Origin of the sequence: Bacillus sp. RC240 (genome assembly GCF_044907945.1) — a bacterium.
In the GTDB taxonomy this organism is placed as follows: domain Bacteria; phylum Bacillota; class Bacilli; order Bacillales; family Bacillaceae_G; genus Bacillus_A; species Bacillus_A mycoides.
The window spans coordinates 110,998-126,381 of the sequence record NZ_JBIYCT010000009.1; the positions used below are offsets into that span (position 1 = coordinate 110,998).

Sequence of the window (15,384 nt, forward strand, 5' to 3'; positions counted from 1 at the left end):
TGATAAACAACATGACTTCATGCACATTTGAATGTGGTAATTTATGGGTTTAGAAAAGTTCTTCGAATTTTTCTTCTTCAGCCACTACTTCTACTGTTTGTAATACCATTGTTTCTTTGTTCGCTACAGCCTCTTCAATTAACGGCGCGAAATCGTACTTCGCTTCAAAACGATTTGCTTTCTCACGCTTCGGTTTCGTCGATGGACTTGCTGGTGTAAATACTGTACAGCAGTCTTCATATGGACGAATTGAAATATCATACGTTCCAATTTCTTTTGCAATTTTAATAATTTCTAATTTATCCATCGTAATAAGCGGGCGAATAACAGGATAGTTTGTCACTTCGTTAATCGTATGCATACTATCTAACGTTTGGCTCGCTACTTGTCCAAGACTTTCACCAGTCGTAATTGCAAGTGCATTACGCTCCTCTGCAATACGCTCTGTAATACGCATCATCATACGACGCATAACTGTCATAGAATAGCTAGATGGAATTTCTTTATTAATCGTTTTTTGCACTTCAGTAAATGGAACAAGGTGAAGTGTTACACGTTTACAGTATTTCGTTAACTCTTGTGCTAAATCGATTACTTTTTGTTTCGCGCGCTCGCTTGTGAAAGGTGGACTATGGAAGTGAACTGCTTCCACAGATACGCCGCGTTTCATCGTTAAGTAAGTTGCTACCGGGCTATCGATACCACCAGAAAGAAGTACCATTACTTTTCCGCCAACACCAACTGGTAAACCGCCAGCTCCCATGTGCTCACCACACATAATATAGCTGTAACCACTGCGAATTTCTATACGTACATTCACATCTGGATTATGAACATCTACTGTGATATCCTCTGTATTTTCTAAAATGTGCCCACCGATTTCTGGAAGTAACTCCATCGTCTTCATTGGGAAGCGCTTATCAGAGCGGTGCACTGTAATTTTAAATGTTTTCACATCACCTTTTACTTGTAAGAAAGCTGCTAATGCACCTTTTTTAATATCTTCTAATTCTGATGGTACTTTCATTGCTAAGTTAAACTTATGAATACCAAATACATCTTTCAATCTTTCAGAAATTGCTTCATGGTCTTCACCATTTAACTGAATGTACATACGATCATGTGTTGCATCAATTTTAATGTTTGGGAATTTTTTTAATTTGAATTTCACATTATCTTTTAACGTACTTACAAACTTAGAACGGTTCTTTCCTTTTGTCGTCATTTCTCCATAACGAACTAAAATATATTCATATGTCATCATATTTCTTTACCTCATCACTTCATATAATTTTGGCATCGTCTCTTTAACAATACCTTCAAATTGTTTTACTTCTTCCATCGTGTTGTCTGGTGCTAGACTAATGCGAATCGCACTTGTAGCTGCGGCGTGCGGTACTCCCATTGCCACTAGTACTCTGCTCACTTCATTTGCTTTTGAAGAACAAGCAGACTTCGTCGATACATATACACCATGCTCTTCTAAAGCATGAACGACTACTTCTGGTTTTAAACCGACAAATGATACATTTAAAATGTGCGGTGCCGCATATTCAAGTGATGTATTAATCGTTACAGTTTCCATCTCTTTAAAGAAACGGACCAGCTCTGTTTGTAAATTTTGCAAATGAACTATCTTTTCTTTCACTTGTTCCATCGTCATACGAAGTGCTTTCACCATCGCTACAATACCAGGTAAATTTTCTGTACCTGAACGATACTTGAGCTCTTGTTGACCACCTGATAAGATTGGATCTAATCTTACACCATCACGTACGTAAAGAAGACCTGTCCCCTTTACGCTATGAAATTTATGTCCAGATATTGAACAAAGGTCAATATGAGAAGCGTATAAATCAAGTGGTACTTTTCCTATCCCTTGTACATGGTCCACGTGGAATCTTATTTTCGGATAGTTCGTTAATAATGTTCCAATTTCAGCAACGGGCTGAATCGCTCCAGTCTCGTTGTTCACGTGAATAATTGACACAAGAATCGTATCTTCACGAAGTGCTCGTTTTAGATCTTCTACCGATACAACACCGTGCTCGTTAACCGGTAAATACGTTACATCAAAACCGAGATCTTCTAATTGTTTATATGCTTCAAACACAGACGCGTGTTCAATATTTGTTGTAATGATATGTTTGCCGCGCGAACGATTCCTCATCGCTATCCCTTTAATCGCAAGGTTATTCCCTTCCGTTCCACCTGATGTGAAAATAATTTCAGAAGGTTTAACGTGAAGGAGCTGTGCCGCAATCGTTCTCGATTGTGTTAATAGACGCTCTGCCTCTCCTCCAAGCGAGTGGATAGAAGAAGGATTACCAAAATATTTCCCTGCAACCGTTACGTACGATTGAAGCGCTTCTGGATATGGCTTCGTCGTCGCACTATTATCAAAATAGATCATCGTTCTTCCCCTTTCAGCGCTATCACATCATATAATCATATCACAAATACGTGTAATTACGCTAAGACTACTCAAAGGTTCCGTTTTTATATAAAAGTGTACATTTCCCCCGGCCATTTGCAGGCATACTGAGTGGTGAAGATTAATAATCAGTGGTGGATGAAACCCCATCACTTATGGTTTCACTTTATTTTGAAACGAACAACCTTACTGTATTCCGCTATTCATTATAGCAACATCGACTTCAAAATTACACAAAAAAACAAACCCTTTATTAAAGGGTTTGTTCATTGTCTACATATTCAGCTATTTTTTGAACAACACCAGGTTCAAGTTGCTCTAATATAGAAGCCGCTTGTTCTAAAGCTGCATCGTATTGATATTCACGGAATAATTTCTCCGCATAATTTAAGCTTTCTGCAAGATTCTCATCATGACTGCGGTATCGGTTACCGTATTGAATTAGTTTTTCAACTAAATAAGCTTGTCCAATTAATTCTTCTGTCATTTCAGATACACCATTCACAACTGTGTATGCTTCTTCTAAACTGCTATTTACAGTATTCATATTTAACGGCTTTACTTCTAATTGCTCATATACAGCCTGCATCGCCATTTGCCCTTTTTGTAAATCTTCCATAATACTCTCTGGAAGACCTGGTAAATTCGACTTTTGCATAAAACGTTTCGTCTCAAAAATTGTATTTCGCATTTCTTGTAACTTCTCACGTGCTTCAAATTCTTCTTTGCGCATCGTTTGCAGCATTTCTTTATATTCTGCATGAAGTACTTTTAAAGTTTCACATTGCTCATAAACCTCTTCTAGTTCCTCACGAATAATAGAGAATGCAATATCTTGTTCAGCAACGCGTATTTGTAACACTTCAAAACGTTTCATTAAAATATGCATTTGCTTTTCAATTACTTTTTGTGACTCAATATCTTTGTCTTGTAATTGATAACTTTGTTTTACAAGTTGTGTTTCTATTTTCGTTTCGATTGTTTCTGTACGAATTTCTTCTAAATCTTCATAAACAGACAGTGTTTTTTGCTCCACATAATGTTTCGCATGCACTTCTTGTTCAAGTTGATCATAAAAACTGTCTAAACGAGTTTTTAAGTTCTCTACTTTTTCTGCTGCTTCTGTTATATGAAGTTCCTGTATATCCATTAAACATGTGTGTAGTTGTGTCGTCATATCGCGGACTTCTTTAGGGATTTCCAAATACTCTAATACATAGCCTTGTCTTATCATATCATCATGACCTTGTAATAAATCTTCCAGCTGAACTGGTAATGTCGCTTGACACTCTACCAATAAATCCGGAATTTGATGAATAACGATTTCTAAACTTGCTAAACCTTCTTCTAAACTAATAACAATTTCTCTCGCTTTTAAATAATCACCATTATCTGTTGCCTCTTCAAAAGTTTTGAACTTCTCGGATTCAACATCTAACATCTCTTCAATTTTTTGCTCAGCTGCTCCATACATGTGTCGATGAGCAAGAACGCTCTTTTTCATACTACGATATGTATCACGTAACCCTTCAATTTCCGCGCTATTTTTCTCATGGCTTTCTAACAGTTGCTGTAATTCATTTAAAATGTCTGTAATACGATTATCAGCGTCATCTAAACCACTTATGGATTCTTTCATCGCATGCTTTGCTTTGCGGAAGGAGAATTGCGAGGCGAATTTTCGCGCTTGCCCTAAATCTTTTTCAGCTTTCGGAAGAGTTGTTGATACAATTTCATCCCACTCTTCACGCCATTTACCAAACAGCTCTTCTGTTTGACCTGTCATATTTAAATCTTTTACCCGCTTTAGTTCATCTGCCACAGGTTTATCTTTTATCTCTTGTTTCCACTGCTCCAGTGCTTCAATATCTTTATATGAACGATTTCTTATCACAAGCTCTATCATGAGCAGCACTAGAATAGAGCTTACTACAATGATAACGATCGTCAGGATAGAATCCATGCAAAAAAGCCTCCTAGTTATATCTCTTTTTTTGTCCGTTCCGTTTATGAAATGGAAGGCATTATGTATAAAAAGGGAATTCCCCTATATTTAACAACTAACAATGTTCTAATCATACCATGTAATGACGTGTTTTTGACCTAGTTTTTTTTAAAATTTCATGTTTCTTTACATGTGATTGTAATATTTCTTAATATTCCACTTATTCCATTATCCGTCCTCAAATGAATGCAATAAAGGTAAGACTTTTACGGGCAGTTAATGCAGGATAACGAGCTCTCTTTCATATGAGAGACTAAATAAATCTTTCGCATTAGTGGTGGTTCTACAGAAATCGCACGTACGTTACCTTGCATTACGGCTTACTGTAAAGCGGTTTCCGGAAGCAATGTTATACCAAGTCCAGCTCCTACCATCGCAATCATCGGTTCTGCATAAGATGTTTCAACCGCAATTATTGGTTTCGCGCCCATACATTGAAACACATTCATAATCATTTTCCTTACATCACATATTTCTGGGTATACAATTAGCTGTTCATTTTGCAACTCTTCCATTCGGATTACCTTTTTCACTCTATACGGATGATCATTTGAAACAGCACAAACGATTTTTTCTTCCCGCATTTCTTTTATATATGTAGCGCCTTCTACTACTGAATCGATGAACATCGCTTCAACTTTTCACTCTTTAAATAACTCTATTAATACTTTCATATGCTCAATTTTCCATTCTATTTCATATGTATCCTCTAATAAGTCATTACACTTTGATATGTAATGAACCGCTAAAATCGGTAATATACCTACACAAATATAATTTCTGTACCGTCACTACATACAATTATGAGCGTTCCTTTTGAACTCCTTTATATGTCGATTGTTGCGGGAGGTATCGCTGTATTTTGCTGGAACACGGGAAATCGATATATTTCATCTATTAACGGCATATTATTTATGAATTTAGTTCCTGTACTTGCACTTATCGGTTCTATGTTTCAAAGTTATACCGTCGATAACATAGAAATTGCCAGCACCTCATTAACAATTATTGCGCTAGTATGCAACAATTTATGGCAAAGAAAACAACATATAAGAATCCCCACCTCAGTTCGTTAGGTGGGGATTTTTCACATATGAACAGCTCTTGGTAGTTCATAATACATACTCGCTTTATATAATGTTCGTTCCATCCATTGCTCAATTTCCTTCGTATACATTTCTAAGAAAAACGTCTCAGACGGAAATGAGTGTAGCACCTCTGATATATATTGCGGATATAAAAACGGCATATTCATCATGCCTTTTAATTGTGTCATAAACATTGTAAAAGATACCTTTTTAAATTCTTGATTCATTTGTCCTTGTTTAATGATTTGCTCTATATAATATCTTTCTCTAGAAAAATAAACGGTCATCACTTCACGAATTAATGTCGTATCAAGCGAAAGCTCTCTATAAAAAAAACGTGTCAGTTCTCTATTATCAAATTGATATCGTAAAATCCCGCGCACCATTTGCACCATCACATCTTTAGCCGATAAATATTCTCTCTGTTCAAATGACGTTTCAATTACGTGAATATATCCTTCTAAAAAATCAGTAATAAGCTGTTCTAATAACCCTTGCTTTCCAGCAAAATAATATGAAATATTCGCTACATTCACATCCGCTCGCTTTGCAATTTCTCGCACCGACGTTCCATCATAACCTTTCGTGTTAAACAACGATATTGCCGCATCAATTACTTTTTGTTTCGTCTGTTTCATGCGCTCACTTCCTCTCACTGAACAGCTATAGTTTAAATTTCTTGACTTTTAAGACAAATTCCTTTAATTTTCTATCGACAAAGTCATGTGAAATACATCGTATTTTGCTATCGTTTTACATATCTCGCTAAAAAGGGAGTTGTTTCCATGTTTACAAAAGAAAGTTATGCAGGATCTCGTGAAGAGCAATATGAGACAGTAATTAAACAACTGGATGCATTATTAACTGGCGAACCGAACGTAGTCGCAAACTTATCAAATGCGTCCGCACTATTAAATCAATTTTTAGATCGCGTTAATTGGGTTGGCTTTTATGTAACAGAAGGAAATCAGCTTGTTCTTGGACCATTCCAAGGGATGCCAGCTTGCGTGCGTATTCCGTTCGGACGTGGTGTTTGCGGCGTTGCAGCTGAAACAAAAACAACGCAACTTGTAGCAGATGTTCACCAATTCCCAGGACATATCGCTTGCGATAGTGCCTCTAATTCTGAAATCGTTGTACCGATTATGAAAGAAGGAAATATCATTGGTGTGCTTGATATTGATAGTCCTGAAAAAAATCGTTTCGATGAAGTAGATCAGCACTATTTAGAAAAGTTTGTGGAAACACTCCTAAAACATATTTAATAAAGAAAAGAGTGAGCTATCGATTACGTACGTAACGTACGAAACCGATAGCTCACTCTTTTTTTATTGATTCACAGTAGATATTTTCTTTAATGCTTGCTCTAAATCAGAAACGATATCTTCCCATGATTCTAAACCGACAGATAGGCGTATTAAATTATCAAAAATACCCATTTCTTTTCTTAGTTCAGCCGGAATAGCTGCATGTGTCATCGTCGCTGGATGCTGAATTAACGTTTCTGTATCACCTAAACTTACGGCAATTGTAATAAAATGGAGGTCATTGATAAACGACTGTGTTTCCTCTTTCACGCCTTTAATTGAAAAAGAAATAACGCCCCCACCTCGTTTCATTTGCCGAGATGCTAATTCTCCCTCCGGATACCAAACACCTTCTACTGCTTCATGATTTTTCAAAAACGATACAATTTTTTCCGCATTATCACAATGACGATCCATTCTTACTGCTAATGTTTTTAATCCGCGTAACAATAACCACGCGTCAAACGGCGCCATAATACCGCCGATATCTTTTCGCATCGGACGGATTTTGTCAGCTAACGTTTTCGTTCTACAAATTGTTACACCCGCTACAACATCCCCGTGACCACCAATATATTTTGTCGCACTGTGAACGACGGCGTCACAACCAAGTTCAAGAGGTCTTTGTAAATAAGGTGAACAAAACGTATTATCAACAATAACAAGCAAGTCATTTCGCTTCGCTACCCCGATCACCTTTTCTAAATCAATTAATTTCATCGTTGGATTAATCGGTGTTTCAACGAAAATGAGCTTTGTATTTGGACGAATTTTATTTTCAATATCAGTCTCTGTCTCCATATCACAAAACGAATGAGTAATCATAAATTTCTCTTCTAACACTTCTAAAAAACCGTACGTACATCCATATAATCCATTTGAACAAATAATATGATCTCCAGCCTTTAGAAAACCGATTAACGTTGCTGAAATGGCTGCCATACCTGAACCGAACGCCAGCGCTTCCTCTCCACCTTCTAAAACAGCCATACGTTCTTCAAATAATTTCACAGTTGGATTCCCAAGCCTTGAATAAATATAAGATGGATCTTCTCCCGCAAAACTCGCTTCTCCTTGCTGTGCTGTCTCAAACGTAAATGTAGAAGTTTGAAATAAAGGTGGTGTTAAACTCCCTTTATTTTCATTTGATTCATATCCGTGATGAATTAATGCTGTCTCTATATGTTTCTTTTTCATAAAAACATCCCCCTTATGTCTTTATTTCCACATATCCACCAGGAAAAATCTGATGAACGTCTTTACTACATTTTATGTAAGCGTTTTATTTGTGTTTCTATCTTTTCTTTTATATTGTTTTAAATTCCTTCTTGTTAATTTCCAAAATTTATCTGCATAAAACAAAAAGGGAGTCTCTTGACGAAACTGTAAGTAAAAGATATAATAGCGTTTGTGTAAAATAAAAAGGCAGCCTTGTAATGTGAGTTTATCGTTTGTATTTTGTTCCTCTGCGGAGGTGTATCTCGTAACTCCCTGCTGCTGGAGCGAAGGTACATGAAAACAAAATACCCGTAAATATCGATTACGTCTGTTTTTATTTTACGAAAATAAAAACATTTTTAAAGGAGGAGTCAACTATGGCTCGTTATACAGGTCCAGCATGGAAACTGTCTCGTCGTCTTGGAATCTCTCTAAGCGGCACAGGAAAAGAATTAGAAAAACGCCCTTACGCACCAGGTCCTCACGGTCCTAACCAACGTAAGAAACTTTCAGAATACGGTTTACAATTACAAGAGAAACAAAAACTTCGTCACATGTACGGCATGACTGAGCGTCAATTCCGTCGCACATTTGACCAAGCAGGTAAAATGCCTGGTAAGCACGGCGAAAACTTCATGATCCTTCTTGAAGCTCGTCTTGACAACCTAGTTTACCGCATGGGCTTAGCTCGCACTCGTCGTGCAGCTCGCCAATTAGTAAACCACGGTCACATCACGGTTGATGGCGCTCGCGTAGATATCCCATCTTACCGCGTTAAACCTAACCAAACTATCAGCGTTCGCGAAAAATCTAACAGCCTTGTTGTTGTTAAAGAAGCGATCGAAGTTAACAACTTCGTACCAGAATACTTAACTTTCGATGCTGATAAGTTAGAAGCTACTTACACTCGTCACGCTGAGCGTTCTGAGTTAGCAGCTGAAATCAACGAAGCATTAATCGTAGAGTTCTACTCTCGTTAATCTCGGTACTCTGCAAAGAGTATTATTAAAAGCCTTAGGAACCTTGTTTATCAAGGGGCCTGGGCTTTTTTTATTTATATAAATGTCGTATGTATAGTAAGATACTTCAAGGAAGTTTTTTCATGAGTTATGGATAATCGTCCTTACTTCTCTTTTATTCATTCCAACGATTGGATTCTCTTTAATACTGGCTCCGTTTATTGTGCAAAATTTTATAATCCATCTTCATTACATGCTGTTATACTTATTCCCTTAAACATATAATCATTTCGTTTTCAGACTACTCCTTATTTCATTACTTCCAAATTATATCTCAATAGAAAAAGCTACCAAAGAAACTAAAACGTTCTCTCTGGTAGCCCTTATTTATATATTAAAGTTATTTATTTTCCTCTTTTTGAACATATACATAAGCATCTTTCTGCTCTTTATGTACATCAACCTTCGTGCTCTCTGCAAGCTGACCAGCGTTTAGCAAAGAAAAAATAATGAGCGCTTCTAGTGACATTTTGTTTTACCACTCCTTTCTATTTGTTATACATTTATCATACCGCTTACATGTGATTTCCGTATGAACTCGAAAAGGAGATTACAACAAAAAGGTTACAGGAATACGAATGCACGCTATAATAACCAAAAAATAGGAGGAGTTTCATTTTGACAATAAACCAAATGGTTCAACTAGGCAGTTCGTGTATGCTGTTTATTACTTCAGCTTTGATTAGTTGGTATCAAGGGAGTAATTTAATAGACTATCCCGATGAATGGAAATATAGCGCTAAGTTTACGAATTATTTTAAAGGGTACGTTTCACATTATGACGACATTTATCAAATCGATTTCTTTATATATGCGGCAAAATTTTATCCCGTAGCATTTGTCGTTATGCTAATTAGCTTACTTTATATGCTCGTATTAATTCTTCATATTCTATTTAAAAGAAATCATGAGGCAATTTAAATGCATACATAAAAACCCCGAACGATAGACTTTTCAGCCTACCATTCGGGGTACTATTTGTTTTAAATTCTTTTCTGATTAGTAACGAATTAAGAAATATTTCTTCTTACCGCGGCGAATGATTGTGAATTTACCTTCGATGCGGTCGTTTTCTGTTACAACGTAGTCTAACGCTTGTGTACGCTCACCGTTTACGTAGATTGCACCGTTCGTTACATCCTCACGTGCTTGACGTTTAGATGGTGAAATTTTGCTTTCTACAAGTAAGTCGATTAATACTGTATCTTCTGCAGTACGTTCTACAGATGGTACGTCTTTGAATCCTTGCTCGATTTCGCTTGCAGTAAGTTCTGCTACAGAGCCACTGAATAATGCAGCTGAAATTTTAATTGCTTGCTCTAACGCTTCTTCGCCATGAACAAGTTTTGTCATTTCAGATCCTAATGATTTTTGTGCTGCACGTTTTTCTGGTGCTTCAGTTACTTGCTTCTCAAGCTCAAGAATTTCTTCATGAGATAAGAATGTGAAGTATTTTAAGTATTTAACTACATCGCGGTCATCTGTATTGATCCAGAATTGGTAGAACTCGTAAGGAGTTGTTTTCTCTGGGTCTAACCAAATTGCGCCGCCTTCTGTTTTACCAAACTTCGTACCATCAGATTTTGTAACTAGCGGAATTGTTAAACCGAATGCTTTCGCATCTTCTTCTGATTTACGGATTAATTCAAGACCAGCTGTAATGTTACCCCATTGGTCACTACCACCGATTTGTAGACGGCAATTATGGTTTTGGTATAAGTTTAAGAAGTCGTATGATTGTAAAATCATATAACTAAACTCAGTGAATGAAATACCAGTATCTAAACGAGATGCTACTGTATCTTTTGCTAACATATAGTTTAAACCGAAGTTTTTACCGATATCGCGTAAGAATGAAATTACATCTAAGTTACCAAGCCAATCATAGTTGTTAGCCATTGTTGCTGGGTTGTCCACGTTTTCAAACTCTAAGAAGTTTGAAAGTTGGTTTTTAATGCTTTCTGTGTAGTAAGCAACTGTATCTTTCGTATTTAATGTACGCTCTGCTTTTTTACCACTTGGGTCACCGATCATGCCAGTACCACCGCCAACAAGTGCAATTGGTTGGTGACCAGCTAATTGGAAACGACGTAACATTAATACTGGTAACATATGACCGATGTGTAAGCTATCCGCTGTCGGGTCGAAACCACAGTATAATTTAACGCTTTCTTTTTCTAATAATTGCTCAAGTCCCTCAGCATCTGTTTGCTGATTAATTAAACCGCGAAATTCAAGATCTTGTAAAATACCCATATCCTACATACTCTCCTTTAAGTTCATTACTGGCGTGAAGGTTGAAAACATAAAAAAATCGCCCCTTAAATAAGGGACGATTTTGATTATCGCGTTACCACCCTAGTTGCAGGCAAAAAAAGCCTACCACCTTATTTACATAACGGCTTAGCACCGTCTTTTCCCTTTTGAATACACTTCAATCGAAAAAAGATGCTCTAGGGGCGTAATTCGCGATCATCTATGTGCTGATTTCCACCGACCATCAGCTCTCTAAAACAGGGAAATGATCACTACTTCTCCCTTTCCACGCTCAATTATTCATATACTTTTCTTTATACCATCATTTATATAGGCGTGTCAAATAGAGGTATGAGTTCTTTCCCTACCAATCCTTTATAAAGTCGCAAGGAATATCGTAATAAGAGAAATAACTGGAACACCAACTAATAACGACACATGAAACACAACCGATAAATCATTCCCAATCGTCGCTTCCACAGGATCTTTCGCTGGAGAAGCAAGAAATCCAAGTAATCGCTCGAAGCGGCTTACCGTTTTTGGAAAATCCGGTATTTCTACATGATCGCTATCTAAATGCTGCTTTAATTTATATTCATTCTTAAAGGGATTTTCGTTCAATTTCATCCACCTCCAGCAATTGTTTTAATTTCTTTATCCCGTTATGAAGTCTCGACTTCACTGTTCCAACAGGAATATCCAGTACCTCTGCAATTTCTTTTTGCTGCATATCATGATAATAAGAAAGAATCAGGACCGCTCGCTGTTCTTCAGGAACTTTCAAAATTGCTTCTCTTACCGTAAGCCGGTCTTCGTGGGAAAACTCTACCTCTTGCATTGGTACTAAAAACGGTAAGAGCGAACGCCACTTTTTTCTTCTATTTAATTTATTAATCATAAGACGGTAACCGATTTGAAATAAATACGTTTTAATTTTTCCTTTTCGGGTTTCATACATATGTTTCTTACGCTCTAGAGTCAAAAACGTATCTTGAACGAGATCTATACTCAGTTGTTCATCACGATTAAATCGATACAAAAATGTATATAGCGCTGGTTTGATTAAAACATATAGTTTTTCTCCAGCTTGCTTATCTCCATTTTGGTACGCAAGCATGAGCTCCTCCTCAATCCCAATCTGCGCCATTTTTTTTGATCTCCTTTATTCCTTTTAACGTTAATGAAATACGGGAAATTAGATATGCACTTGCGACAATAATCCATACTTGTGATTGATTCGCAAAAAATTGAACATATGGGTTTTGAATCGTGAATCCAATTGAAACTAAAATATTTAATGCTTGCACACATATGCATGCATATACTGCAAGACAGACAGAAATAGTATCAAATACATTCCAGCGAAAATATACTTTTGTTTTTGTAAAATCAATTTTATTTCCATTTTTTCGTACAATATACTTCTTATCAAACGGAATAAGGATTGAAAAAATAACAATCATAATAATCCCAACTGTAATCATTGAAATTTTAAATCCAATTGGTATAGGTAATAATATACCACAAGAAAACACAACTATAATTCCAATTAAAGCAAAAGTCAGCATCAATTTATTAGACATAAAAAAGCCTCCCTCATCTATTCTTTCATAAATGTATACAGACGAGGAAGGCGCTTCGTTCAAATATTATTTTATTTTTTTTATGATTCTCGCAGGATTCCCGCCAACTACTACATTACCCGGCACATCTTTCGTTACAACAGCGCCAGATGCGATGACAGCATTATCTCCAATTGTTACGCCCGGATTAATAATCGCTCTTCCGCCAATCCATACGTTATCGCCAATTGTAACTGGTTTTCCGTACTCTGATCCGCTTATGCGCTCTACCGGATCAAGCGGATGCGTTGCTGTATAAATGTGAACACCTGGAGCTAACATACAGTTCACTCCGATTGTAACTGGGCATACGTCTAAAATCGTACAGTCAAAGTTTGCGTAAAAGTTTTCACCAACGTGAATGTTATAACCGTAATCACATCTAAAAGAAGATTCAAGATGAATGTTATCTCCAGTCGTTCCGAATAGTTCTTTTACGATTGCACTACGTTCTTCTAGCTTTACTTCTGGTGTTTCATTTAATTTTCTCGTTAATATACGAGCTTGCTCCCTCCCTTGAACTAAAACGGGATCAGCCGGTATGTACATTTCCCCTTGTATCATCTTTTCTTTTTCTGTTTTCATTTCCTTCTCCCCTTCCAACACGTATATATAAGTTTATAATAACATAAAAAAGAAGGGTCTGAACGTATTCATTCAGACCCTTCCTCTTTTAATCTTCCATCGTCGATAAATCGCCTGTTGGTAAGTTTAATTCCCACGCTTTTAATACGCGGCGCATAATTTTACCACTTCTCGTTTTCGGTAATTTATCTCTAAATTCAATTTGTCTTGGCGCTGCATGAGCTGCTAGGCCTTTTTTCACAAATTGACGAATCTCTTCTTTTAATTCATCAGATGGTTCGTATCCCACGCGAAGCGCGATAAATGCTTTAATGATTTCCCCGCGTACTGGATCAGGAATACCAATTACACCAGCTTCTGCTACAGCAGCGTGCTCGATTAATTTACTTTCTACTTCAAATGGACCAACGCGCTCACCTGACGTCATAATTACATCATCAATGCGCCCTTGGAACCAGAAGTATCCGTCTTCATCCATATAAGCTGAATCACCTGATACGTACCAATCTCCCGGCATGAAGTAAGAATCATATTTTTGTGGGTTATTCCAGATTCCACGCATCATAGCTGGCCAACCTTTACCAATCGCTAAGTTCCCCATTGTGTATGGAGGCACTTCATTTCCTTCATTATCAACAATCGCTGCTTTCACACCTGGAATTGGTTTCCCCATTGAACCTGGACGGATTTCCATACAAGGATAGTTACAAATAACTTGTCCACCTGTTTCTGTCATCCACCACGTATCATGAATACGAAGTCCAAATGCGCTCATACCCCAGCGAATTACTTCTGGATTTAATGGCTCACCAACACTTAATACGTGACGTACTTGTGATAAATCATATTTTTTAATTGCGTCTTGTCCAGCTCCCATTAACATACGGAACGCTGTCGGTGCACTATACCAAACTGTTACACCGTAATCTTGCAGTGCTTCATACCATGCCTCTGGACTAAATCTCCCGCCTAAAATAACATTTGATGCTCCCACTAACCACGGTGCAAAAATACCGTAAGCTGTTCCAGTTACCCAGCCAGGGTCAGCTGTACACCAATATACATCATCTTCTTTTAAATCTAATACCCATTTCGCTGTTTGATAGTGCTGAACCATTGCGTTTTGAGCATGAAGGACGCCTTTTGGCTTACCAGTAGAACCAGATGTGTAATGTAGAATTAAACCGTCTTCACGGCCTAACCACTCGATATGTAATTCTTTTGAAGCTTGTTCAAATAAAGGATTGAACGCTACAGTTTTCCCGCCTTCTTCTGCATTGTCTCCAACAAGGAAGACTGTTTTTAAAGCAGGTAAATCATTTAACGGTATGCGCTCTAACAATTCAGGAGTTGTAATTAACACCTTAGCTTCGCTATCTTCTAAACGATCGCGAACTGCGCCTTCCATAAATGCTTCAAATAATGGTCCAACAATTGCCCCTAATTTCACTGCACCTAAAAGTGCGAAATATAATTCTGGGGAACGCGGCATAAAAATAAAAACGCGATCGCCTTTCTCAACATCGCCATAGTTTTTCAGGACATTTCCTGCTTTATTAGAAAAATCCTTCATTTCCTTAAACGTATATTTCTCTTTTCGCGATCCATCTTGATAATAAAGTGCTACTTTATTCTTTCGATCGGATTTCGCATGCTTATCAATTGCCTCATACGCCATATTTACTCGGCCAGTTTCATTCCAAGTAAAATTTTTATTAACCTCTTCCCAGTTAAAATTCGCGTATGCCTCTTCATAATTCGGCAAATTATTTTCTCCTTTAATGACAGGAAGCGTTTCCACTTTCATACTTTACATCCCCCTCCTATGTATTCTATTATCTATTATAATA

General features: G+C 37.2%; 15 protein-coding genes, 2 pseudogenes and 1 other annotated feature. Of the genes and pseudogenes, 4 read left to right on the forward strand and 13 right to left on the reverse strand.

The features are described from left to right. Positions 1 to 49 precede the first annotated feature (49 nt). The 4 genes and pseudogenes from thiI to ABH955_RS23395 all read right to left on the reverse strand — a co-directional run. Positions 50 to 1,264 (reverse strand): tRNA uracil 4-sulfurtransferase ThiI, encoded by a 1,215-nt coding sequence (gene thiI, locus ABH955_RS23380; RefSeq protein WP_002067574.1) that lies wholly within the window; start codon positions 1,262 to 1,264, stop codon positions 50 to 52. 6 nt (positions 1,265 to 1,270) lie between these two features. Next, positions 1,271 to 2,413 (reverse strand): cysteine desulfurase family protein, encoded by a 1,143-nt coding sequence (locus tag ABH955_RS23385; RefSeq protein ID WP_002167571.1) that lies wholly within the window; start codon positions 2,411 to 2,413, stop codon positions 1,271 to 1,273. A 274-nt stretch (positions 2,414 to 2,687) separates the two neighbouring features. Further along, a complete protein-coding gene (gene ezrA / locus ABH955_RS23390; protein ID WP_002129414.1) occupies positions 2,688 to 4,397 on the reverse strand; it encodes a septation ring formation regulator EzrA in 1,710 nt (569 codons plus the stop codon). A 248-nt stretch (positions 4,398 to 4,645) separates the two neighbouring features. Continuing rightward, positions 4,646 to 5,212, reverse strand: a pseudogene (locus tag ABH955_RS23395) (LysR family transcriptional regulator substrate-binding protein); the annotation flags it as partial. Between ABH955_RS23395 and ABH955_RS23400 the strand changes: the two are divergent. Continuing rightward, positions 5,201 to 5,515, forward strand: a pseudogene (locus ABH955_RS23400) (EamA family transporter); the annotation flags it as partial. The pseudogenes ABH955_RS23395 and ABH955_RS23400 overlap by 12 nt on opposite strands. Before the next feature lie 11 nt (positions 5,516 to 5,526). Here ABH955_RS23400 and refZ read toward each other — a convergent pair. After that, positions 5,527 to 6,165 carry a forespore capture DNA-binding protein RefZ gene (gene refZ / locus ABH955_RS23405; protein WP_002164973.1) on the reverse strand — a complete coding sequence of 213 codons (639 nt, stop codon included), beginning with the start codon at positions 6,163 to 6,165 and terminating at the stop codon, positions 5,527 to 5,529. Between the two features lie 147 nt (positions 6,166 to 6,312). Between refZ and ABH955_RS23410 the strand changes: the two genes are divergently transcribed. Then, the gene (locus ABH955_RS23410) at positions 6,313 to 6,792 is read left to right on the forward strand and encodes a GAF domain-containing protein (protein ID WP_002138633.1); all 480 of its coding nucleotides are present in this window, start codon (positions 6,313 to 6,315) and stop codon (positions 6,790 to 6,792) included. Between the two features lie 63 nt (positions 6,793 to 6,855). On the opposite strand, the gene megL is transcribed toward ABH955_RS23410, so the two are convergent. After that, positions 6,856 to 8,031: a methionine gamma-lyase gene (megL, locus tag ABH955_RS23415; RefSeq protein ID WP_404491730.1), complete on the reverse strand. Its 1,176-nt coding sequence runs from the start codon at positions 8,029 to 8,031 to the stop codon at positions 6,856 to 6,858. A 398-nt stretch (positions 8,032 to 8,429) separates the two neighbouring features. Between megL and rpsD the strand changes: the two genes are divergently transcribed. After that, on the forward strand, positions 8,430 to 9,032 hold the full coding sequence (gene rpsD, locus ABH955_RS23420) for a 30S ribosomal protein S4 (RefSeq protein ID WP_002015568.1): 603 nt from the start codon (positions 8,430 to 8,432) through the stop codon (positions 9,030 to 9,032). A gap of 379 nt (positions 9,033 to 9,411) precedes the next feature. On the opposite strand, the gene ABH955_RS23425 is transcribed toward rpsD, so the two are convergent. Beyond that, on the reverse strand, positions 9,412 to 9,540 hold the full coding sequence (locus ABH955_RS23425; protein WP_002015573.1) for a hypothetical protein: 129 nt from the start codon (positions 9,538 to 9,540) through the stop codon (positions 9,412 to 9,414). Positions 9,541 to 9,689: 149 nt separating this feature from the next. On the opposite strand from ABH955_RS23425, the gene ABH955_RS23430 reads away from it, so the two are divergent. Further along, entirely contained in the window at positions 9,690 to 9,992 is a 303-nt protein-coding gene (locus ABH955_RS23430) for a YjdJ family protein (protein WP_377953525.1), read from the forward strand. Between the two features lie 78 nt (positions 9,993 to 10,070). On the opposite strand, the gene tyrS is transcribed toward ABH955_RS23430, so the two are convergent. From tyrS to acsA, 6 genes are all read right to left on the reverse strand, one after another. Then, the gene (tyrS, locus tag ABH955_RS23435) at positions 10,071 to 11,327 is read right to left on the reverse strand and encodes a tyrosine--tRNA ligase (RefSeq protein WP_002015575.1); all 1,257 of its coding nucleotides are present in this window, start codon (positions 11,325 to 11,327) and stop codon (positions 10,071 to 10,073) included. A gap of 69 nt (positions 11,328 to 11,396) precedes the next feature. Beyond that, positions 11,397 to 11,625 (reverse strand) — a binding site (T-box leader). Between the two features lie 77 nt (positions 11,626 to 11,702). Then, positions 11,703 to 11,948 (reverse strand): hypothetical protein, encoded by a 246-nt coding sequence (locus ABH955_RS23440; RefSeq protein ID WP_016092439.1) that lies wholly within the window; start codon positions 11,946 to 11,948, stop codon positions 11,703 to 11,705. Beyond that, a complete protein-coding gene (locus ABH955_RS23445) occupies positions 11,929 to 12,474 on the reverse strand; it encodes an RNA polymerase sigma factor (RefSeq protein WP_002129421.1) in 546 nt (181 codons plus the stop codon). The genes ABH955_RS23440 and ABH955_RS23445 overlap by 20 nt, the downstream gene beginning before the upstream one ends. Continuing rightward, the gene (locus ABH955_RS23450; RefSeq protein WP_404443657.1) at positions 12,455 to 12,910 is read right to left on the reverse strand and encodes a hypothetical protein; all 456 of its coding nucleotides are present in this window, start codon (positions 12,908 to 12,910) and stop codon (positions 12,455 to 12,457) included. The genes ABH955_RS23445 and ABH955_RS23450 overlap by 20 nt, the downstream gene beginning before the upstream one ends. 66 nt (positions 12,911 to 12,976) lie before the next feature. Next, a complete protein-coding gene (locus ABH955_RS23455; protein WP_404443660.1) occupies positions 12,977 to 13,534 on the reverse strand; it encodes a maltose acetyltransferase domain-containing protein in 558 nt (185 codons plus the stop codon). 88 nt (positions 13,535 to 13,622) lie between these two features. Beyond that, positions 13,623 to 15,341 (reverse strand): acetate--CoA ligase, encoded by a 1,719-nt coding sequence (gene acsA, locus ABH955_RS23460; RefSeq protein WP_002067621.1) that lies wholly within the window; start codon positions 15,339 to 15,341, stop codon positions 13,623 to 13,625. Positions 15,342 to 15,384: the final 43 nt, after the last annotated feature.